We start from the raw sequence: 21,249 nt of genomic DNA, 5'->3' as shown, positions 1-21,249 counted from the left end.
GGAGAAAGCCCGTGACCCGCCGCCGCAAGATCATCCTCACCACCGCCATCGCCTGTGCCGGCCTCGCCCTCGGCGCGGCGCGCGCCCGCGACGTGCCGAAGGTTGCCACCGGCTTCATCGCCGACACGCTCTGCTCGGAGACGTTCGTCTCCGGCCTCGATCCCCTGCGCGACCTCGCCGAGACCGCCGACGCGATGCCGGGTGCGGCTCTTCTGACCTGGGCGATGGATGTTCGGGTCGATCGCGCCCGCAAGGATGTCACGGTGACGCTGTTCGGCATCGGCCGCAGCCACGCCGTCTATCGCGAGGGGCTCGGCTGCACCCTTGAGCATGGCCAAGGAATCGCTGAGATCGCGTCGCCGCCTGATGACAAACAGCCGGCGTGGCTCCCCGAGATCGCCGGCCCGGGACTCGTGCCGCCGCAAAGCGAGGGCCTGTCCGTCGCGCTCGACCGCGCTTTCGCAGAGCCCGGGCAACCGCCTTATCGCCGCACCCGCGCCATCGTCGTCATGAAGGCCGGCCGCATCGTCGCCGAGCGCTATGCGGATGGTGTCGGGCCGGAGACGCAGCTGCTCGGCTTCTCCATGACCAAGTCGGTGATGTCAGCGCTGACGGGTATTCTCGTGCGCCAGGGCAAATTGAAGCTCGACGGGCCCGCGCCAATTGCCGCCTGGCAGAATCCGGATGATCCGCGCCATGCCATCACCGTCGATCAGTTGCTGCGTCACACCGCAGGGATTGCGCTCGGAAGCTCGTTGCAGGCCTCGCTCGGCTCCGTGCTCGAACCGGTCAATGCCATGAAATACGCCGAAGACGATATGGCCAGCTTTGCCGAGCGCGCGCCGCTTGCGACCGCACCGGGCACGGCGTGGAATTACCATGACGGCAACACCATCATTCTCGCGCATCTGATCCGCAACGCCGCCGGCGGCAAGCCCGCGGATGCGCTTGCCTTCGCGCGCCGCGAATTGTTTGCGCCGCTCGGCATGAACAACGTCACGCTCCAGCTCGACGGAGCCGGCACGATCGAGGGCTCCGGCGAGATGCTGGCATCCGCGCGCGACTGGGCGCGCTTCGGCCAGCTCTATCTCGACGACGGCGTCGTCGGCGGCAAGCGCATCCTGCCCGAGGGCTGGGTCAACTATTCCGCGACGGCGACGCCAAACGCGTGGGTCGGTATCGGCGCGGGCTTCTGGACCAACCAGGGCGACAGCCTTGGCGCGAAGTTTCGCGTCAAGCTCGGCTGGCCGCGCGATGCCTTCTTCGCCAAGGGCACGATCGGGCAGTACACGATCGTGATCCCGTCGGAGCGGCTGGTGATCGTGCGCCTCGGCCGCTCGCCGAACGCGCCGCCGGAAGCCGATGGCGTGTTCGATCTGGTGCGGGATGTGGTGGCGACTACCCGCGAGAAGGGGAAGCTGGTAGGGGCGAACTAGGCGCCTCTTCCCTTCTCCCCTTGTGGGAGAAGGTGGCGCGAAGCGCCGGATGAGGGGTCTCTCTCCGCGAATTCAACAGAAAGTTGGATTCGCGGAGAGCACTCCTCACCCGTCTCGCCGCTTAGCGGCGAGCCACCATCCTCCCACAACGGGCGAGGGTGGAGCTGTCGCGTGGCGAGAGCGTTACTGCCGTCCCAGCTCCGTCGCCTGTGCCACGCGGTCGAACCGCTCCAGCGTCATGATCGCATCGGCGAATTTGTCGGCTCGCGCATTCAGCACGGGCCGCGCCAGCGTCAGGAATTTCTGCTGCATCGCCTGCGCATCCGGGAACGATGTCGGCTCTCCCGAAGGGTCGGCGTAGAGCCGCTCGTGCACGCCGTCATCCGTGGTGATGCTGACGCGTGCGCCAAGGGATGGGTGCGGTCGACCTCGAGCCGGTCGTCCTGCACCACGTCGAACTTGTCGGCGAGCGCGTCGATCGCGGCATCGCCGAGGCGGTTGTAGTCGTCCCAGCCGAACGAGCCCTGGTCGAGCGCGAGCGCGCCGGTGAAGAACATCGAGAACTGGCCGCCCACGATCGAGGTCGGATGCCGCTTGGTGGCGGCATCGCCCGTCAGCGTGATGCCGTTGCGGTGCAAGCCGATCTCGACGCGCCGGACCTGGTCGGGCGTCGATTGTGCTCGCGCCGCATCGCGATCAGCGCGTCGATCGCGGCATGGGTGTAGCGGCAGCTCGGATACGGCTTCACGCCGATCTTCATGGTCTCGTAGGTCTTGCCGAGCCCGGCCACCGCCTTGTCGGGATGCGCGTCGTCGGTGTAGCCGGCGAGCAGGCCGTGCTTGCCCTCGACCGATTCCGTTGCGCCGACGAAATCATTGCGCGCCAGCGTCGCGGCGATCACGCCGTTCATCGCGGCGGCGCCGACCTGGTAGCGCTTGTTCCAGGCGCCGTTCACCAGGAATTGCAGCGAGCCCGCAGCCTGGCTGCCGGCGACGCCGAAGGCGGCGATGATCTGCGTCTCGGAGAGGCCAAACAGCTTTGAGGCTGCCGCGGCTGCGCCATAGGTGCCGGCGGTCGCGGTCGGATGGAAGCCGCGCGCATAGTGCGAGGTCGGGTCGAGCGCGTTGCCGAGCCGGCAGCAGACCTCATAGCCCGCCACGATTGCGGTCAGCACGTCGCGCCCGGAGGCGCCGACCATCTCGCCGACCGCAAACGCGGCCGGGACAACCGGCGCGCTCGGATGCAGCGAGGAGTCCGCATGGGTGTCGTCGAAATCGAGGGAATGGCCGAGCGCGCCATTGAGCAGGGCGGCCACCGCCGGTGTCCAGGTCTTGCTGTCGCCGAACACGGTGGAATAGCCCTTGGCATCGAGCGCGAGCGTCTCCAGCATCTTCAGCAGCGACGGGGTCGATTCCGCCTCGCTTCGCGCCCGGATGGCGCTGCCGAGGAAATCCAGCGTCAGCACCTTGGCGCGATCCAGCACCTCCGCCGGAATATCTGCGAATTTCAGGTCGGCGACATAGGCGGCGAGCGTTGCGGTTTCGTGAGCCATCGTGTTTCCTCGTTCTGGCCGGCAAATTAGGCGGGCTGATTTTGCCTTTCAAGCGGCCCTGAGGCTGCGGGCATCAGCTATGCTTCTGGCTGATCAACGAGGATCGGGACATTCGACGATGACAGGCGCAAAGGAGCTGTTCGACCGGGTCTGGTCGCGAAAAACGCAACTGGGGCTCGCGGTCCGGGTCACGGTGGCGGCCACTGCGGCCTATGCGCTTGCCACCGCGCTGCATCTGTTGCTGCCGCTCTGGGCCGTCCTCACCTCCATCATCGTGACCCAGATGAGTGTCGGGCGCTCGCTAAAGGCGACGCGCGACTACATGCTTGGCACGATCGGTGGCGCGATTTACGGCGGCGCTATTGCAATCCTGATCCCCTATTCCGGCGAACTGGGTCTTTTGGGCTTGCTGGTGCTGGCGGTGGCGCCGCTTGCCTTTGTCGCAGCGATCTATCCGAACCTGAGCTCTGCGACCGTGACTGCCGTGATCGTACTCGTGCTTCCGAGCATGCATCATGCGGATCCCATGGCCTCGGCGATCGACCGCGTCAGCGAAGTCTCGGTCGGCGCAGTTACGGGGCTGCTCGTCTCCTTCCTGGTGCTGCCTTCGCGCGCGGTGCGGCAGATCCGCGCCAGCGCAGCAAAATTGCTCGAGCTGATCGCGGAGGCTTTTACGGAACTGCTCGCGGGCCTCACCCGCGGCCGCGACAACGATGCGCTGCACCGGATCCAGGACGGCATCGGCACTGCCATAGTGGGCATGAATGCGATCGGTGCGGAGGCCGAGCGCGAGCGTTCGGCGCGGCTGTCGAGCGGACCCGACACCGGTCCGCTGCTGCGCACGATCCTCCGGCTGCGCCACGACGTCGTGATGATCGGCCGCGCCACCGTGGTGCCGCTGCCGGTCGAGGTGCAGGTCGGACTCGCCGGCCCGCTGGCGGAAGTCAGCGCGGCGATCCTGCGCTTCCTCAAATCCGCGGCGGAAGCCCTGCGCGAGGGCAGTGGTGCGCCACCGATCCATCCCGTGCACGTCGCGCTCCAGCATTATTCCGAAGCGGTTGCGGCCGTGCGGCAGGACGGGCTGATCCGCGGTCACGCAAGCGACACCGCGGAGCGTTTCTTCGCCCTCGGCTTCTCGCTGGAGCAGATGCACCAGGAATCTCTGCGATCTCGACCGCGTCGTCGGCGAATGGTCGGAGGCCCCGGGGTGACAAGCCCGCGCGCGTGGCGGAATAGGACGTGAACTCGTAAACGTCGGCTTTCGACGGCAACGCGTAACGCAGAAAGGAGAGAGCATGTTAGGGAACGCGAAGGTGGCAACCCGCGGGGCGACTTCGCGGACGGGTCTGGTCATCCCGCGATCTTGTGCGTCAGCATCCGGAAACGCGAGATCAAGAGGCCGGCATAGGCGAACGATCCGATCGACAGTCCAATCCAGACGCCGACCGCGCCGAGGCCGGCGTGGAAGGCCAGCGCCCAGGCGATCGGGAAACCGACGCACCAATAGCCGATCGCCGCGAACACCAATGTCATCCTTGTGTCGTTGATGCCGCGCAGCGCACCGCCCATGATGGTCTGCAGCGCATCGGCGATGAAGAAGGTCGCGCCGACCAGCAAAAGCGTTGCGGTCAGCTCGACGGTCGGGGCGTTGGCCTCGCTGCTGCCGAAGAACAGGCGCCCCAGCTCATAGCGGCCGAGGATGACGACAACGGTCAAGCCCGAGACGAACGCGATCCCGAGCACGGCTGCGACGAGGCCCGCGCGCCGGACGCCGGCCGGCTCGTTACGGCCAAAGGCATGCCCGACCCGCACCGTCGCGGCCATGCCGATGCCGAGCGGGACCATAAACAATACGGCCGTGACCTGGAGCGCGATCTGGTGCGCGGCCAGGGCGGTGGTCGAGATCAGTCCCATCAAGAGCGCGGCCGAAGAGAACAGGCCGTATTCCAGCAGGAGCGAGAACGAGATCGGCGCGCCGATCGCGATCAGCTGACGCATCAAGGGCCAGTCGATTCGCCACAGATGGGCCAGCGGATGATAGTCGGCGAACGGCCTGCGCCACGCCGCGATGGCGAGCGCGGCGATGAAGGTGCCGAGATTGACCAGCGTCGTCGCCAGTCCCGCGCCGAACAGGCCGAGCTCGGGCAGGCCGAACAGGCCATGGATCAGGCAGTAGACCAGCACGAAATTCGCAGGTATCGCCGCGAGCGTGATCCACAGCGGCGGTTGCGGCCGGTTCACCGCGCTCATCATGCTGCGCAGCGCGATGAAGCCGAGCGCCGGCGCGATGCCCCAGGCGAGGCCGTTGAGATAGCGCTGGGCGAGGCTCGCCGAATGCGGCGCCTGACCGAGCGCAATCAGGATGTGCTCGCCATAGAGCGGTGACGCCATCATCGGCAGCGAGATCAGCAGCGCAACCCAGAGGCCGACGCGCAAGGACAGGCGGATGCGCCTGACGTCGCCGGCGCCGAACGCCTGCGCGGCCAGCGGCGATACCGCAGCCATCAATCCCAGTCCGAAGGTGAAGCTGACGAAATAGACGGTGTGCGCAAGTGCCGCAGCGGCGACCGCGTCCTCGCCGAGCCTGCCGATCAGCGCGAGATCGCTCGTGATCATCGCGATCTGCCCGAGCTGCGTCAGCATCATCGGCACGGCCAGCCGCAACGTCTCGACGAACTCCTGCGCGAGATGACTTTGCACGCCGGCTTGCGGCTGCGTGTGAGGTTCGACAGTATCGAGCATGGCGGCTCAATAGCACGGCCGCGCGACGAAAACATGGCCCCGAGGGGCTCGATCCGCTAGCTCGGTATCGTAGGGTGGGCAAAGGCGCACCTGCGCCGTGCCCACCATTCATCACAGAGTTTCGAGAGAAATCGGTGGGCACGCTTCGCTTTGCCCACCCTACGATACTGTCGTCGCGGAGGGTGCTCCCGCAAGGGAAGAAAAGAGCCTCACCCCTTCCGCTCGGGCACGCGCCGGATCTTCGCGCCCAGCGCGTTCAGCCGTTCGTCGATGCGCTCATAGCCGCGCTCGATCTGGTCGGCGTTGTTGATGGTGGAGGTGCCCTCGGCGCAGACGGCGGCGAGCAGCATCGCCATGCCGGCGCGGATGTCGGGTGAGATCATCGAAGCGCCGCGCAAGCGGCTCGGCCCTGCGATGATGGCGCGATGCGGATCGCACAGCACGATGCGCGCGCCCATCCCGATCAGCTTGTCGACGAAGAACATCCGCGATTCGAACATCTTCTCGAACATCAGAATCACGCCTTCGCACTGCGTGGCGGTGACGATCGCGATCGACATCAGATCGGCCGGGAAGGCCGGCCAGGGCTGGTCCTCCAGCTTCGGCACGTGGCCGCCAAAGTCATCCTGGATCTTCAGCGTCTGGTTCGACGGCACGATGAGGTCGTCGCCCTCGATCCGGCAGACGATGCCGAGCCGCTCGAAACCCATGCGGATCGAGCGCAGATGCTCGACGCCGGCTCGGACAATCCGCAGGGGCGAGCGCGTTACGGCGGCGAGGCCGATCAGCGAGCCGACCTCGATATGGTCGGGCTGGATCCGGTAGGTCGCTTCCCCCAGCGTCGCCGGGCCATGCACGATCATGGTGTTGGTGCCGATGCCCTCGATCTTCGCACCGAGCGCGGCCAGGAAGTTGGCGAGGTCCTGCACATGCGGCTCGGAGGCCGCGTTGCGCAGATAAGTGACGCCGTCGGCAGCGACGGCAGCAACCAGCGCATTCTCGGTCGCGGTGACGCTCGGCTCGTCCAGGAACACGTCGGCGCCGGTGAGCTTTGGCGCGCGGAATTCGAGACGGTCGGTCGCGGTGACCTTGGCCCCTAACTGCTCCAGCGCAAGCATATGGGTGTCGAGCCGGCGCCGGCCGATGACGTCGCCGCCAGGCGGCGGCAGCATCACCTCGCCGCAGCGCGCGAGCAGGGGGCCTGCGAGCAGGATCGAGGCGCGGATACGGACGCAGAGTTCGGGATCGAGATCGGCGGCGCGGATGCTCTTGGCGTGGATGTGAAGCGTGTTGCGAGCAGTCCATTCCGCTGATGCGCCGACTGAGCGGATCAGTTCGACCAGCGTCTCGGTGTCGCGGATCCGCGGCACGTTCTCCAGCGTCACCGGATGCTCGGTGAGCAGTGCGGCCGCGATGATCGGCAGCGCCGAATTCTTGTTGCCGGCCGGCTCGATCGAGCCCGAGAGCCGGTGACCGCCCTCGACGATATATTGGATGGGCGCCACGGGGATCTCTCCGTCCTGTTGCGGTGGGGCGGGCTGGTTTGGAGGGCGGAAACTACCGAGAATCAGCCGGGGGGCAATTCTGCACTTCTCGCGTCGCAAGACCCTCATGGTGAGGAGCGCGGAACGCGCGTCTCGAACCATGAAGGCCCGGCTGTCGCCCGCGGCCATCCTTCGAGACGCCCGCTGTCGCGGGCTCCTCAGGATGAGGGCCAGTGCAAGCCTCAGATATCGATCGTCGCGCTCAGCGAATGTTCCTGGATGAAATCGCGGCGCGGCTCGACCACGTCGCCCATCAGCTTGGTGAAGATATCGTCGGCCTCGTCGACCTCCTTGACCTTCACCTGCAGCAGCGAGCGCGCATTGATATCCAGGGTGGTTTCCCAGAGCTGCTCCGGGTTCATCTCGCCGAGACCTTTGTAGCGCTGCAGCGCGACGCCCTTACGGCCGGCGTCGGTGACCGCCTCGAACAGGTCGACCGGGCCGTAGACCATGTGCTCGACGTCCTTGCGCCGCAGCTTGCCGGGGCGGGCATAAACGTCCTGGAGCTTCGGCGTGTACTCGTCGAGCTTGCGGGCCTCGACCGAGCCCAGGAAAGCATCGTCGACGACGGCAACTTCCTTGACGCCGCGCACCGTGCGCTCGAACTGGAAGCCCTGGCCTTCCACGTATTGGCCGATCCAGCCGCGCTCGACCTCCTCGGACTGATTGTCGAGGCGGCCGGCGATGTATTGTGCGGCCGCTGCGGCCTTCTCGGGGTTGCCGTAGATCGCCTTGTTCAGCACGCCGGTGATCGCAGCTTGCTCGATCACCTTGCGATTGTAGCGGCTGTGCAGGTTGCGAAGGATGCTGCGCACGATTCGGGCATCGTCGACCAGCGAGCGCAAATCGCGGCCGGTGCGGTCGCCGCCAGCGCCGGGAATGAACACACAGTCGTCGAGGCCGGTGTCGATGAGATAATCTTCGAGCGCCCGCTCGTCCTTCAGATACTGCTCGGATTTGCCGCGGTTGACCTTATACAGCGGCGGCTGGGCGATATAGAGATAGCCGCCGTCGATGATGGCAGGCATCTGCCGGTAGAAGAAGGTGAGCAGCAGCGTGCGGATGTGGGCGCCGTCGACGTCGGCGTCCGTCATCACGATGATCTTGTGGTAACGCAGCTTGTCGATCGAGAACTCGTCACCGATACCGGTGCCGAGGGCGGTGATCAGCGTGCCGATCTGCTCGCTTTTCAGCATCGTGTCGGGACGAACGCGTTCCACATTGAGGATCTTGCCGCGCAGCGGCAGCACCGCCTGGAATTCGCGGTTGCGGCCTTGTTTGGCGCTGCCGCCTGCCGAGTCGCCCTCGACGATGAACAGTTCGGACTTTTCCGGATCCTTCTCCTGGCAGTCGGCGAGCTTGCCCGGCAGCGAGGAAACCGAGAGCGGGCTCTTGCGGGTCAGCTCGCGCGCTTTTCGCGCGGCTTCGCGGGCGGCGGCGGCCTGGATCACCTTGCCGACGATCATCTTGGCTTCGCTCGGATGCTCCTCGAACCAGGCCTGGAGCGCCTCGTTGAGGATGTTCTCGACCACGGGACGCACTTCCGAGGACACCAGCTTGTCCTTGGTCTGTGACGAGAACTTCGGGTCCGGCACCTTCACCGACAGCACGGCGGTGAGGCCTTCTCGGCAGTCGTCGCCGGTCAGCGCGATCTTTTCCCTCTTCGCATTGGCCTCGGCATAACCGTTGACCTGGCGCGTCAGCGCGCCGCGGAAGCCGGCGAGATGCGTACCGCCGTCGCGCTGCGGGATGTTGTTGGTGAAGCACAGCACGTTCTCGTGGTAGCTGTCGTTCCACCACAACGCGGCCTCGACGCCGATGCCGTTGGCTTCTGCGCGCACCATGATCGGTGCAGGCACGATCGCCTTCTTGTTGCGGTCCAGATACTTGACGAATTCCTCGACGCCGCCGGAATAGTACATCTCCTCGCGCTTCTCGACCGCGTGACGCATGTCGGAGAGGGCGATGTGCACGCCGGAATTGAGGAAGGCGAGCTCGCGCAGCCGGTGCTCGAGCGTGGCGAAATCATATTCGATGTTCTTGAAGGTCTCGCTCGAGGCCTGGAACGTCACTTCGGTGCCGCGCTTGCCGGGCGCATCGCCGACGACGGCCAGCGGTGCCACCGCATCGCCATGGGCGAACTCGATGTAGTGCTCCTTGTTGTCGCGCCAGATGCGCAAGCCGAGCTTGCTCGACAGCGCGTTGACGACGGAGACGCCGACACCGTGCAGGCCGCCGGAGACCTTGTAGGAGTTCTGGTCGAATTTTCCGCCGGCATGGAGCTGGGTCATGATGACCTCGGCCGCGGAGATGCCTTCGCCCTTGTGAATGTCGACAGGAATGCCGCGGCCGTCGTCGCGCACGGTGACGGAATTGTCGGCGTTGAGCACGACGTCGACGCGCGTGGCGTGGCCCGCCAGCGCTTCGTCGATCGCATTGTCGACGACCTCGTACACCATGTGGTGCAGGCCCGAGCCGTCATCGGTGTCGCCGATATACATGCCCGGACGCTTGCGGACGGCATCGAGGCCCTTGAGCACGCGGATCGATTCCGCCCCGTAATCGCTTGGATTTGAGAGCTCGTTTTCGGCAGGCGTCTGCCGAGCAGGTTCTGTCATGAGAGGCCTTCGAGATGTCGCCCGAATCAGCCGCGCAAAAGGCGCTGATTTGCAGGCTATTTGTGCCATGAAAGACCGCCTGCGCCTAGCGCAAAGTATCTTCCGGCAACCCTTTGACGAGATAGGGATTTTTAGCCGATTTTCAAGGCGCCTGAAAGCCGATTCCGGGCCCCGGAGAAAGCGCGATTCGAGGGGCGTTCTCGGCGCTCGAAGGACGTGGATTTTGCGGAGACGAAGGATGGTTCCGAGGCGCTCCCGATCAGGATGATGCAACGTCTAACACAGCTGAAGCGGCGGCCTCAGGGAGCTAGTCGCGGCGGGAAATGGGCGGGTTCAACGACGCAGCTATCGCCGGGCGGAAACACGTCCGCTCTCGACGTCAAAGACTTCGCTGCCGGCGCCGATCTCGGCAAAGGCGGCCGGATCCGCGCCGGTCAGCCACACCTGCGCGCCGAGCTTGCGTAGCTCGTCGAACAGCGCCGCGCGCCGGTTCGGATCGAGATGGGCGACGACCTCGTCGAGCAAGAGCAGCGGCACGATGCCGGTCATCTCGGCGACCAGCGTCGCATGCGCCAGCACGAGGCCGATCAGGAGCGCCTTCTGCTCGCCGGTCGAGGCGTCGCGTGCGGGCATGCTCTTCGGGGCATAGATCACCTGGAGATCGGTGAGATGCGGGCCGTCGGTGGTGCGGCCGGCGATCGCGTCGCGCGGGCGGTTGTCGCGCAGAATCTGGCGGTAGCGGTCCTCGACCGAGGTCGCGGTCTCCGTCAGCAGCGCATTTTCCATCCAGCCGTCGAGCGCGATCTGCGCCGACGGGAATGCGGATTGTTGTGCGCGCGCGTTCAGCATGCCGGTCAGCCGCGCCGCGGTCTGGCCGCGCGTTGCGGCGACCGCGACCGCGAGCTCGGCGGTCTCCCGTTCGATCGCGTCACACCAATGGTCGTCGTAATTGCGCGTCTCGAGCAGGCGGTTGCGCGAGCGCAGCGACCGTTCGAGCGCGTTGATGCGGCTGGAATGCTCGCTGTCGATCGCGAGCACCAGGCGATCGAAGAAGCGCCGCCGCTCGGAAGCAGCGCCCATGAACAGCCCGTCCATCGCCGGCGTCAGCCACACCATGCGAATGTGGTCGCCGAAGGCGGCCGCCGAATTGACCGGCTCGCGGTCGATGCGGCAGCGCCGGCTGACCGCGGCGTCGGCTTGCGGTGCGTCGATGCCGGTGCCGAGCGTGCCAAGCCCCAGCGCGCCCTCGACCTGAGCGGACACCGCCCAGGAGCCGTCGCCCTGGTTGTCGGCGACGTCCTCCAGCGTGGCGCGCCTCAAGCCGCGTCCCGGCGACAGGAACGAGATCGCCTCGATGCAATTGGTCTTGCCCGCCCCGTTCGGCCCGACCAGCGCCACCATGTCAGCCGCCGTCTCGAGCCCCGCCGCCCGATAATTGCGAAAATGCGTCAGCGTCAGGCGATGAATGCGGGAGGAGGTCATGCGGTCTTTGTCATTGGCGCGCGTCAGCGGCGCCGCCCTTCGGACGGCTGTGCCCGGCCATGACGGATGTAGTCAATGCGCGGAGAGGACGGTAGCCCTCACACCCGCATCGGCATCAGCACATAGAGCGCGCTCTTGTCGTCCTTGTCCTGCACCAGGGTCGGCGAGCCCGGGTCGGCGAGCTTCAGCGTGGCGACGTCGCCTTCGATCTGGGCTGCGATGTCGAGCAGATAGCGGGAGTTGAAGCCGATATCGAGCGCGTCGGAGGCGTACTCGACCTCGAGCTCTTCGGTGGCGCTGCCGGAATCCGGATTGGTCACCGAGAGCACCAGCTTGCCCGGCGACAGCGACAGCTTCACCGCGCGGCCGCGCTCGCTCGAGATCGTCGAGACGCGGTCGACCGCGTTCTCGAAATCCTTCTTGTCGACCACGAGCTCCTTGTCGTTGCCCTGCGGAATGACGCGGCCGTAATCGGGGAAGGTGCCGTCGATCAGTTTCGAGGTCAGCACCACATTGCCGATGGTGAAGCGGATCTTGGCCTGCGACAGCTCGATCGTGACCTCCGCCTCGTTGTCCTCGATCAGGCGCTGCACCTCGCCGACGGTCTTGCGCGGCACGATCACGCCCGGCATGCCCTCGGCGCCCTTGGGCTGGACCAGGTCGAGCTGGGCGAGGCGGTGCCCGTCGGTGGCGACGCCGCGCAGGGTCGCGGCCTTCGCGGAGCCTGCGGCATGCAGATAGATGCCGTTGAGGTAATAGCGCGTCTCTTCGGTCGAGATCGCGAACTGGGTGCGGTCGATCAGCCGCTTGACGTCCTTGGCGGCGAGCGAGAACGAATGCGACAGGTCGCCGGTGGCGAGATCCGGGAAGTCGTTCTCCGGCAGCGTCTGCAGCGTGAAGCGCGAGCGGCCGGCGCGGATCGCGAGCACCGCGCGGTCGCCGTCGGCTTCCAGCACGATCTGCGAGCCATCAGGCAGCTTGCGCACGATGTCGTAGAACATATGCGCCGGCACGGTGGTCGAGCCGGCCGTGGCGGTTTCCGCAGGCAGCGTCTCAGTGACCTCGAGGTCGAGGTCGGTCGCCTTCAGCGACAATTTCGCGTTCTCGGCGCGGACCAGCACGTTGCCCAAGATCGGAATCGTGTTGCGGCGCTCGACCACGCGATGGACATGGCCCAGCGACTTCAGGAGTTGCGCGCGTTCGACCGTAACCTTCATTGCACTACTCGCCCGATCCCCAAAAGATGGAAAAAGCCGGGCGGAGGAAAGCGCGCCACGGCACCGAAGACCCCGGAAAGCCGGATCGTCCAGCCGATATGACCAAAGCCGACGGGTCGCGCAAGGTGGCGCGGAAAGCCATCCGTTTCAAGGGATTGGGGACCGGTTCCCCTGATTTGCAGACAGAAATAAAGACCGCCGCCCCGGGCCCCAAGTGCGCTCCCTCGCCCCGTTCTTACGGGGGAGGGCTGGGTGCGGGGAGTCTCCGCAGGGACGGTGAGAAGTGAAAGAGATAGGCGCTTATTCCTGAAGCTGGCGCTTGAGCGACTCGACCTCCTCGGACAGCGCATTGTCCTTGGAAACCAGGGCTTCGATCTTGCGCACGGCGTGCAGCACCGTGGTGTGGTCGCGGCCACCGAAGCGGCGGCCGATCTCGGGGAGCGAGCGCAGGGTGAGCGTCTTGGCGAGGTACATCGCCACCTGGCGCGGACGCACCACATTGGCGGTCCGGCGCGAGGACAAGAGGTCGGAGCGGCTGACATTATACTGCCGTGCCACCACGCGCTGGATATCCTCGATCTTGATCCGCTTCGGCTCCTGCGGCCGGATCAGGTCGCGCACCTCGTGCTCAGCCATCTCCAGCGTCACCGGCCGGTTGTTGAGCTTCGAGTGCGCGAGCAGACGGTTGATGGCGCCTTCGAGGTCGCGGCCGTTATGGGTGATGGTGCGCGCCAGATAGGTCAGCACGTCCTCAGGCACCTCGAAGGTCGCATGATGGGCGCGGGCGGCTGCGACGCGCGATTTGAGAATGCCGTGCCGCAGCTCTTCACCGAGCGAGGCCATCTCGACCACGAGACCGCCGGCCAGACGCGAGCGGACGCGGTCGTCCAGGCTTTCGAGATCGGACGGCGGACGGTCGGCCGCGATCACGACCTGACGGCCGGCATCGATCAGCGCATTCAGCGTGTGACAGAACTCGGCCTGCGTCGACTTGCCCTGCAGGAACTGGAGATCGTCGATGACGAGCACGTCGATGCCGCGCAGCGCTTCCTTGAAGGCGAGCGCCGTCTGCGTCTTCAGCGCGGCGACGAAGCCGTACATGAATTTTTCCGCGGTGAGATAAAGCACCTTGCGCTCGTTGCCGGAATTGCCGGCCCAGGTCACCGCCTGCAAGAGATGCGTCTTGCCGAGGCCAACGCCGGCATGAATGTAGAGCGGGTTGAACATGACGGGATCGCCGCGGCGACCTTCGGCGACCTGACGCGCGGCGGCATGCGCCAGCGTGTTGGAGCGGCCGACGACGAAGCTCGCAAAGGTCAGCCGCGGATCGAGCGGCGAGCCGCCGAGCGCATCATGATTGGCGGATACCGGCGCGGTCGCCGTCGAGCGCAGCTCGGGCGCAGGCGCACGGCGCGTTTCGACCGGTGCCGGCGCTTCCTTCGCCTGCACCACGGGGCGCACCGCGGAGCGAACGGTGAGATCGATGCGATGCACTTCCGGCATCTCGGCCTGCCAGCACGACAGCACGCGCTCGGCGTAATGGGCCTGGATCCAGCTCTTCAGGAAGCGGGTCGGGACCGAGAGCCGCACACTCTCCTCCTGCACGCCTTCGAGATCCATGCGCGCAAACCAGCTCGTATAGACGTCTTCGCCAACGTTCGAGCGCAGCCGGCTCTTCACGCGTGACCAGCGATCCTGTTCCGATGTCGTCATCATTTGAGAACTTTTCTTGAGAGATAAGGTTGCGTTGCGAGCGCCATGCAGAGTTCCTGCCATCAGGGTTTCTGCAGTGGCGCGACCTCAAGCGATTCCATCGTCGGACGTAGCCCGGCCGTTCGGCGCGAACGCCGCGGTCAGATCAGCGATGTCAGAGATGGGGTGTTCGCGAGGTCAGCGCGTACTCGGCGCTGCGTCACATTCGGGAGGCTGGATGTCCGACAGATCTAGAACGGCAGACTTCGAAAAGCAAACTTGTTTCAATACCGCGTTGAGTCCGTAAGACATGATACCTCCCCGTCCTGCCGTGATTGCTCACGACAAGGTCCTGCGTGTCCTAGAAGACAACTGCGACTGAAGCCGCCGATGTCCCGCCCTTCTGCACTGTTCGTCCGCTCGGCTACGCCATCATGCGTGTCGGGGTAGCTTCGTGAGGTCCCTCATTTGCGCCTGGCGCGAGCGAGATTGAGAAAAATCCCGCTTGGAGACCTTCAGACAAAGAACTACCCTTCCCACGTTGCTGTGGGTTTTGATCCGACAATCGCTTGTTGAAGCGTCGCCTACGTGCACACCGCCGCCGATTTGCACGCTCGCCCCGTTTCCAAAACCGCGCTGGTTTCAAGATCGTGGGCGCCGCGAACGACTTAAGAAATACACTAAGCGGAAAGACTCGCAACGGAATTGATTCACACTTGAGGCGATTAAAAACTTGATCTGCGTTAACGCCGCGCGGGAGTTGTTCACAGGCTCGGGAGCAAGTTTCTGGATTCGTGCACAGATTCGAAAATGCGGGACGTCGTGTGACAACGACTCCCCTGCCGCCAAAAATTTTTTACAAAAGCGTCACGCACGTGCCGTGCACCCGAATTTTCCAAATGCTTGGCGCTGCTATGTCGATAAGTGATTAGCGAGACATCGTTTTTTGAGTCGCGTTTCACAGGGTAACCCCAGCGCGAAACGCATTCCTGGAAAATTACGGTGTGCAGAACTCGCGCGCGCGAGGATGCAACTTAAGCCCGCCCCGCAGGGGTTTTTCGCAGCGCGGTGAAAGTTTCCGCTGTGGCAAAAACAACGACAGGTAGAATTACGGATATAGCATAGCGAACACGACAAGATTCTTCCAACGGAAGATTGGTCGCCCAAAGACTCGCGAGGTGAATTGTGACGGGCAACAAAAAGCCCGGCGCGAAGCCGGGCTGATTGACGAATGCGATGCTCGCTTCAACCGATCGACTGAGACGATCGGGTCGCGTTGACGAACTTGCTTCGCGAATTTACTTGCCGAGCTTGGCGATCTGCGCGGTGAGGCGCGAGACTTTGCGGCTGGCGTTGTTCTTGTGAATGATATTGCGCTGGGCGGCGCGCATCAGCGCGGGCTCGGCATTGGCCAGCGCCTTGACGGCGGCGGCGCGATCGCCGGTCGCGATGGCTTCCTCGACGTTGCGCACGGCACCGCGCATCTGGGTGCGGCGCGACTTGTTGACGGCGGTGCGGCGGGCGATCTTGCGCGTCGCTTTCTTGGCGGAGGTCGTGTTGGCCATGGTCTCAATGTCCTTTGCGGGTACCGGTCGCGTCTGGGTCGGGTAGCGCCGGCAGCTTGACCGCGGAATCGACGCTCGGATTTAGGATGTTCGGTTGCTGGGCCGTTCCCGGAACATGAGCGATAAGCCTTGCGGCCATCTCTGAGGCTCAAAAGAACCTGCAATTGCTCAAAGAACAGCGGCGGCAGGATTGCGCCCACCGCCAGTTGGCGCCCTTATAGAGGGGGTCTTTGGCACCGTCAACGCTTTAGGGGCTGGAAAAGCAGGTCCCGGGGAACGCCAGAGAGGGCCGTAACGCCCTGATGAGGTTGAATTTCTGCCGTCTCCCGGCTATTGGCTGACGGCATTTCGTCGGCGTTTGCTAGGGTCGTCCGATCGAGTGACCATAGAGGGTGAGGCATGATCCGCGGCTTTTTCCGACTGATTGGCTTGTTGCTGCTGGCCGGCGGGTTCTTCTTCATGGTCTATGACGGCGCCCGCTGGGTGGCCGACCAGACCCTGCGCTTCACCCGGTTCGGCCAGTTCTGGAACGATATCAACCAGGCCAGCCAGTCTGCCGTCCGGACCTGGGTCGAGGCCAAGGCGCCTTGGCTCTGGACCTCGGTGATCCGCCTGGTGCTGGACCAGCCGGTCTTCGCCGTCCTTGGCCTCCTCGGCATTCTCCTGATGATCCTGTTCCGCCCGCGCAAGCCGCTGATCGGTTATTCCCGGGACTGATCTGCAGACGAAGCGCGGCGTAACAAGGCTGCCGCTTGTTGCGTAAAGACCTATATTCCCACTCGATCGCGAGCACGCCGCCTGAGCACCTGGTTCAGGCGCGCGACAGCTCGTTCCCCGGAGATCCAATCATGCTGTTCATGCGCAAGACCACCGCACTGCCGAGCGCAGCTGAAGCGCTGCCCGGCCGGGCGCAACCGATTCCGACGGCGACCACTCATTTCGTCAAAGGCACGAAGCTCGCGCCGCCTTATCCCGCGGGCCTCGAGCAGGCCGTGTTCGGGCTCGGCTGCTTCTGGGGCGCCGAGCGCAAATTCTGGGAGCTCGGCGAGGGCATCCACACGACTGCCGTCGGTTATGCCGGCGGTCACACGCCGAACCCGACCTATGAAGAGACCTGTTCGGGACGCACCGGCCACACCGAAGTGGTGCGGGTCGTGTTCAATCCGAACAAGATCTCCTACGAGGCGCTCCTGAAGACGTTCTGGGAGAACCACAACCCGACGCAGGGCATGCGCCAGGGCAACGATTTCGGCACGCAGTATCGCAGCGCGATCTACACGACCTCCGACGCGCAGCAGAAAGCGGCCTTGGAGTCGAAGGCGCTCTATCAGAGGGCGCTCGCTGCAAAGGGTCTCGGCGGCATCACCACCGAGATCGCACCGGCGGGCGAATTCTATTTCGCCGAGGACTATCATCAGCAATATCTGGCGAAGAATCCCGCCGGCTATTGCGGCCTCGGCGGCACCGGCGTGTCATGCCCCATCGGTGTGGGTGTGAGCGCGTAGGCGAGCCGCAGTGTCGGTGCACCTCTCCCGCTTGCAAGCAGGCGGGGGACGCACCGCGCTCGTAGCGCTATTCCACGTCCCACGCCCCTCAACCCTTTGTTAACCATAACCGGTGCATCACTGGAGCTGTCTCGTTCCGAGGGATGGCTCCGGTGCCGGTTGCACGCGCGTTTCGATGGTCGATCCTGGCAGCGTCCGCCGCGCTGGGCCTGGGCGGCTGCATGCAGACCACCGGCTCCGTCGCATATGTGCAGCCCCGTCCCGATCTCGACGCCATGGCCTATGGCCAGCCCTATAGCGCACCGCCGCCGGTCGTCGTGGCCGACAACGGCGGTGGCGCCATTGCGGCCCTCAGCAATTCCTTTGCGTCGAGTCCCGCCCCCGTGCCGGTCGCCTATGCGGCGCCGATAATGGCGGCACCCGTGCGCTACGACGCCTCCTACCACCTCGATGCCGGCGACAAGCTGCGCGTCGTGGTCTATGGCCAGGAAGGCCTCACCAACAGCTACGCCATCGACGCCGGCGGCTCCATCACCATGCCGCTGATCGGCGCGGTGCCGGCGCGTGGCCGCACCACCGCGGGGCTCGCCGGTGAAATCGCCGCGCGCTTGCGCAACGGCTACATCCGCGAGCCGTCGGTCGCCGTGGAGATCGAGTCTTACCGCCCGTTCTTCATCCTCGGCGAAGTCGCAGCGCCCGGCCAATATCCTTACGTGCCCAACATGACGGTCGAGAGTGCAGTCGCTATCGCCGGCGGTTTCTCGCCGCGCGCCAAGCGCGACGTGGTCACCGTCACGCACGCCGAAGGCGGCGGCGCCATGCGCGCTGTCGTGCCGCTCGGCACGCCGGTCGGTCCCGGCGACACCGTGTTCGTCGCCGAGCGCTGGTTCTAGCTCGCTGTCATTCCGGGGCGCGCATAGCGCGAGCCCGGAATCCATTTCTCCACCAACTCTGACGCACGATGGATTCCGGGCCCGCGACTTCGTCGCGTCCCGGAATGACGTGACGAGAGATTGGGTGCGCTACGTCCGCACCTCACCTCCGAAAATCCAGCCGCCCGTTCGGAAAGCAGCCGTCAATCCGCGTGGCATCGACGACCACTCCGATCCATGGCCGCACGATCGCGGGATTGGTGAGGTTGATGTACTTCCCGACCAGACCATTGCCGCTCTCGCGTGCCGCATCGATCAGTCCGTGCCGCCGGCCCTGGTCCCAATCGAATCGCAGGTAGATCCGTTCGCCCATGACACGGACCTCCGCGCGGCCCTGTTTCCAAGTCTCAGGCGTATCGCCGGTGATGGTCGGATCGGCGCCGCCGTTCCAGCAGCTCGCCCAGGCGCCGTCGAGCGGATCGGATGCTGCGGGAATGGATGCCCAATGCGCCGCATTGGCGTCGGCGGCGTCACCAGCCAGCGAAGCGGTGATGGCATAATGCATGATTTCGGAATCGCCGGGTTCCGGTACGTCCATGGTGCCGAACGGATTGCGAATGATGATGTTCGTGTTGGCCTGCTGCATGACGCTCTCCCGGCGTGAACTGCGTGATCAGCCAGCTCTATCGCCGCGCGCCATGCCGCAACCACCCGATTTCTGCTCTGGGGCGGCGCAATTCTCTCCTCTCGTCATTCGGGGGCGCGACGAAGTCGCGAGCTATGATGCACAATTGCGCATCAGAGAATCCATCGCGCCACCAACTCCGTCGCCTGATGGATTCCGGGCCTGCACCGCTTTGCGGCGCATCCCGGAAGGACAGGCGCTATTTCAAATGCTTCGCGAAAAAGGCCAGGCTGCGCGGCCAGGCGATCTCGGAGCTGGCCTTGTCGTAGCTCGGCCGCTCGTCGCAATGGAAACCATGCTGGGCATTCGGATAGGTGAAGACCTCGACGTCAGGCCGCTTCGCCTTGACGGTCTCGACGTCGGTCAACGGAATGCCGGCATCCTTCTCGCCGAAATGCAGCTGCGTCGGCACCTTCGGTGTCTCATCCGCAAACCGCACGACGGCGCCGCCGTAATAGCCGATCGCAGCCTTGAGGCCGGTGAGCCGCGTCGCCGCGACAAAGGCGATGCTGCCGCCGAGGCAGAAGCCGATGATGCCGACCGGGCCGACGCTCTTCACCGCATCGATCGCGGCTTGCGTGTCGCGCAGCATCGCATCCCAATCGGGATTGGCGACGAATTTGCGCGCCTCCGTGATTTCATCGGGCGTATAGCCCGACTGGAAGCCCGGCGACGTGCGATCGAAGATCGACGGCGCGATCGCGACATAACCTTCGCCTGCCAGACGGTCGCAGACCGACCGGATGTGATGATTGACGCCAAAAATCTCCTGGATCACCACCACCGCGCCCTTCGGGCTGCCCGCGGGATCGGCGCGATACGCGCCAAGCTGGAAATTGTCCGAGGCCGTCAGTTTGATGTCTTGTCCCACGCGGGTTGTCCTTGCTTGTCGATCCGAAATCAGTGCTCTCTCGCCTCATCCTGAGGAGCGCGCCCCTTGCGCGCGTCTCGAAGGATCGAGGCCCGTGACGTAACAGCGGGGCCTTTCATCCTTCGAGACGCTTGCTTCGCAAGCTCCTCAGGATGAGGGGAGGCGGTTGCGCCGCCGCGCTCACTCCCACATCCAGTTCTCGCCGTAATCCTCCTTCCATCCTGCCAGCCGGCCATGACGGAATTGCAGGAACAGGCGGTGGCGGTAAGGGATCAATCCACTGCCGCCGATATTGCGAAGCGCGAGATAGATCTCGTTGCCGGGGCGCCCTTTGACGTATTGCAAGGGCTGTCCGAGGGCGTGCGCGGTCTGCTCCGCATCCATCCCGAACGCCAGCGGCGTGTTGTTCGACAAGGTGTCGACGAAGGGACGGCGCAGCGGCATCGTGCCGAACGGCTCGGCCTGCACCGACGCTGTCATCGAGAGAAGCGCTGCGCCCGCAGCCAGGATTGCCCGGTTCATTGCCGTGATCCCCGTATGACCGCCTATCCCGGCAAGTTCTTCAGGAAAGGCACCACGGCGTCAACAAAGCCTTGGGCTGATCGATGTTGACGGCGTGCCCGGCCGCAGGGATCACGATTTTTTGTGCGCCGGGGATCTTTGCCGTCATGTAGTCGGACGCCGCCAGGAACGGGGTGTCGTCGGCGCCGACCACGATCAGCGACGGCACCTTGATGTCGGGCAGCAACTCCATCACTTTGGCATCGCGCTGGGTCAGCATGCCGCGCGCGGCTAGCGCCAGCCCCTTGGCATTGCGATGGCTGGCGGTGGCGCGCTCACGCGTCGCCGCCTTCAGCACGTCGAGGCCTTCACGATCGAGCTTGTCGGCGGTGGCGAGCGCACGCGCATTCCAGGCCTCGCGCGCGTCCTCCTTCTTGAAACCGGGGCCGGTGTCGATGATCAGCAGCGCCTGCGTGCGCGTCGGATGAGCGCGATAGAACGCGAGCGACATGTAGCCGCCGAGCGACAGCCCGCCGATGATGGCGCGCCTGGCGCCGACGGCATCAAGGATCGCCGCCATGTCGCCGATGGTGAGAGCTTCGCTATAGGCGTTGGGATCATCGGGATAATCGGACTGGCCGTGGCCGCGCATGTCCCACAGGATCAACTTGTGGTCCTTCGCGAGAGCATCGATCTGCCCATGCCACATCGCCGAGGTCGAGGAATAGCCGTGGGTGACCAGCAGCGGCGGCCCGTCGCCATGCACTTCATAGAAGATCCCGACGCCGTCCCGATCGATCCTTGGCATTGTTTTCCGCCCTTGTTGTTCTTGTTTATTCTAACCACGATGCACCCTCGCCCCCTTGTGCGAGAATTTGTAGGGTGGGCAAAGCGTAGCGTGCCCACCACTTCTGTTGCAGACGTGGGGAGATGGTGGGCACGGCGCGAAGAGCGCGCCTTTGCCTAC

Annotated in this window: 14 protein-coding genes and 3 pseudogenes; 5 read left to right on the top strand and 12 right to left on the bottom strand. The window is 65.0% G+C overall.

The window, feature by feature from the left end; genetic code table 11:
• Positions 1–11 precede the first annotated feature (11 nt).
• Positions 12–1,436, top strand: coding sequence for a serine hydrolase domain-containing protein (locus ACTGJ9_RS04835; protein WP_456676145.1), 1,425 nt, complete (start codon positions 12–14; stop codon positions 1,434–1,436).
• A gap of 183 nt (positions 1,437–1,619) precedes the next feature.
• Here ACTGJ9_RS04835 and ACTGJ9_RS04830 read toward each other — a convergent pair.
• Positions 1,620–2,988: pseudogene (locus ACTGJ9_RS04830) on the bottom strand (MmgE/PrpD family protein).
• A 118-nt stretch (positions 2,989–3,106) separates the two neighbouring features.
• On the opposite strand from ACTGJ9_RS04830, the pseudogene ACTGJ9_RS04825 reads away from it, so the two are divergent.
• Positions 3,107–4,224 (top strand): annotated as a pseudogene (locus tag ACTGJ9_RS04825) (FUSC family protein).
• Between the two features lie 114 nt (positions 4,225–4,338).
• On the opposite strand, the gene ACTGJ9_RS04820 reads toward ACTGJ9_RS04825, so the two are convergent.
• From ACTGJ9_RS04820 to rpsT, 7 genes are all read right to left on the bottom strand, one after another.
• Positions 4,339–5,730 carry an MATE family efflux transporter gene (locus tag ACTGJ9_RS04820; RefSeq protein WP_456676144.1) on the bottom strand — a complete coding sequence of 464 codons (1,392 nt, stop codon included), beginning with the start codon at positions 5,728–5,730 and terminating at the stop codon, positions 4,339–4,341.
• A 209-nt stretch (positions 5,731–5,939) separates the two neighbouring features.
• Positions 5,940–7,235, bottom strand: coding sequence for a UDP-N-acetylglucosamine 1-carboxyvinyltransferase (gene murA / locus ACTGJ9_RS04815; protein WP_456676143.1), 1,296 nt, complete (start codon positions 7,233–7,235; stop codon positions 5,940–5,942).
• A gap of 221 nt (positions 7,236–7,456) precedes the next feature.
• On the bottom strand, positions 7,457–9,892 hold the full coding sequence (gene gyrB, locus ACTGJ9_RS04810) for a DNA topoisomerase (ATP-hydrolyzing) subunit B (protein ID WP_456676142.1): 2,436 nt from the start codon (positions 9,890–9,892) through the stop codon (positions 7,457–7,459).
• Between the two features lie 345 nt (positions 9,893–10,237).
• A complete protein-coding gene (gene recF / locus ACTGJ9_RS04805) occupies positions 10,238–11,374 on the bottom strand; it encodes a DNA replication/repair protein RecF (RefSeq protein ID WP_456676141.1) in 1,137 nt (378 codons plus the stop codon).
• Positions 11,375–11,472: 98 nt separating this feature from the next.
• A complete protein-coding gene (gene dnaN, locus ACTGJ9_RS04800; protein WP_456676140.1) occupies positions 11,473–12,591 on the bottom strand; it encodes a DNA polymerase III subunit beta in 1,119 nt (372 codons plus the stop codon).
• 300 nt (positions 12,592–12,891) lie between these two features.
• A complete protein-coding gene (dnaA, locus tag ACTGJ9_RS04795; RefSeq protein WP_456678441.1) occupies positions 12,892–14,304 on the bottom strand; it encodes a chromosomal replication initiator protein DnaA in 1,413 nt (470 codons plus the stop codon).
• A 1,277-nt stretch (positions 14,305–15,581) separates the two neighbouring features.
• Complete coding sequence (gene rpsT / locus ACTGJ9_RS04790; protein ID WP_456676139.1) at positions 15,582–15,848, bottom strand: 30S ribosomal protein S20; 267 nt, start codon at positions 15,846–15,848, stop codon at positions 15,582–15,584.
• Positions 15,849–16,247: 399 nt separating this feature from the next.
• Here rpsT and ACTGJ9_RS04785 point away from each other — a divergent pair, with 399 nt between their 5' ends.
• From ACTGJ9_RS04785 to ACTGJ9_RS04775, 3 genes are all read left to right on the top strand, one after another.
• Positions 16,248–16,565 (top strand): hypothetical protein, encoded by a 318-nt coding sequence (locus ACTGJ9_RS04785; protein ID WP_234682382.1) that lies wholly within the window; start codon positions 16,248–16,250, stop codon positions 16,563–16,565.
• Positions 16,566–16,696: 131 nt separating this feature from the next.
• Positions 16,697–17,353: a peptide-methionine (S)-S-oxide reductase MsrA gene (gene msrA / locus ACTGJ9_RS04780; protein ID WP_456676138.1), complete on the top strand. Its 657-nt coding sequence runs from the start codon at positions 16,697–16,699 to the stop codon at positions 17,351–17,353.
• 152 nt (positions 17,354–17,505) lie between these two features.
• On the top strand, positions 17,506–18,246 hold the full coding sequence (locus tag ACTGJ9_RS04775) for a polysaccharide biosynthesis/export family protein (protein WP_456676137.1): 741 nt from the start codon (positions 17,506–17,508) through the stop codon (positions 18,244–18,246).
• A 142-nt stretch (positions 18,247–18,388) separates the two neighbouring features.
• Here the strand turns inward: ACTGJ9_RS04775 and ACTGJ9_RS04770 are convergent, their stop codons facing one another.
• The 4 genes and pseudogenes from ACTGJ9_RS04770 to ACTGJ9_RS04755 form a co-directional block, all read right to left on the bottom strand.
• On the bottom strand, positions 18,389–18,871 hold the full coding sequence (locus ACTGJ9_RS04770) for a hypothetical protein (protein WP_456676136.1): 483 nt from the start codon (positions 18,869–18,871) through the stop codon (positions 18,389–18,391).
• Between the two features lie 238 nt (positions 18,872–19,109).
• A complete protein-coding gene (locus ACTGJ9_RS04765; protein ID WP_456676135.1) occupies positions 19,110–19,781 on the bottom strand; it encodes a dienelactone hydrolase family protein in 672 nt (223 codons plus the stop codon).
• Positions 19,782–19,961: 180 nt separating this feature from the next.
• Positions 19,962–20,303 carry a hypothetical protein gene (locus ACTGJ9_RS04760; RefSeq protein WP_456676134.1) on the bottom strand — a complete coding sequence of 114 codons (342 nt, stop codon included), beginning with the start codon at positions 20,301–20,303 and terminating at the stop codon, positions 19,962–19,964.
• Positions 20,304–20,326: 23 nt separating this feature from the next.
• Positions 20,327–21,090: pseudogene (locus ACTGJ9_RS04755) on the bottom strand (alpha/beta fold hydrolase).
• Positions 21,091–21,249: the final 159 nt, after the last annotated feature.

The sequence above is a fragment of the Bradyrhizobium sp. RDM12 genome, from assembly GCF_051917485.1.
In the GTDB taxonomy this organism is placed as follows: Bacteria; Pseudomonadota; Alphaproteobacteria; order Rhizobiales; family Xanthobacteraceae; genus Bradyrhizobium.
The sequence above is the reverse complement of the archived record's forward strand: the minus strand, read 5'-3'. Positions and strand labels throughout refer to the sequence as shown.

Bases quoted from the DNA above. Each gene is read 5' to 3' on its own strand.
- ACTGJ9_RS04785 (WP_234682382.1), top strand. From the start codon at position 16,248: ATGATCCGCGGCTTTTTCCGACTGATTGGCTTGTTGCTGCTGGCCGGC.
- ACTGJ9_RS04770 (WP_456676136.1), bottom strand. From the start codon at position 18,871: ATGCAGCAGGCCAACACGAACATCATCATTCGCAATCCGTTCGGCACC.
- gyrB (WP_456676142.1), bottom strand. From the start codon at position 9,892: ATGACAGAACCTGCTCGGCAGACGCCTGCCGAAAACGAGCTCTCAAAT.
- ACTGJ9_RS04820 (WP_456676144.1), bottom strand. From the start codon at position 5,730: ATGCTCGATACTGTCGAACCTCACACGCAGCCGCAAGCCGGCGTGCAA.
- msrA (WP_456676138.1), top strand. From the start codon at position 16,697: ATGCTGTTCATGCGCAAGACCACCGCACTGCCGAGCGCAGCTGAAGCG.
- rpsT (WP_456676139.1), bottom strand. From the start codon at position 15,848: ATGGCCAACACGACCTCCGCCAAGAAAGCGACGCGCAAGATCGCCCGC.
- ACTGJ9_RS04760 (WP_456676134.1), bottom strand. From the start codon at position 20,303: ATGAACCGGGCAATCCTGGCTGCGGGCGCAGCGCTTCTCTCGATGACA.
- dnaN (WP_456676140.1), bottom strand. From the start codon at position 12,591: ATGAAGGTTACGGTCGAACGCGCGCAACTCCTGAAGTCGCTGGGCCAT.
- recF (WP_456676141.1), bottom strand. From the start codon at position 11,374: ATGACCTCCTCCCGCATTCATCGCCTGACGCTGACGCATTTTCGCAAT.
- dnaA (WP_456678441.1), bottom strand. From the start codon at position 14,304: ATGACGACATCGGAACAGGATCGCTGGTCACGCGTGAAGAGCCGGCTG.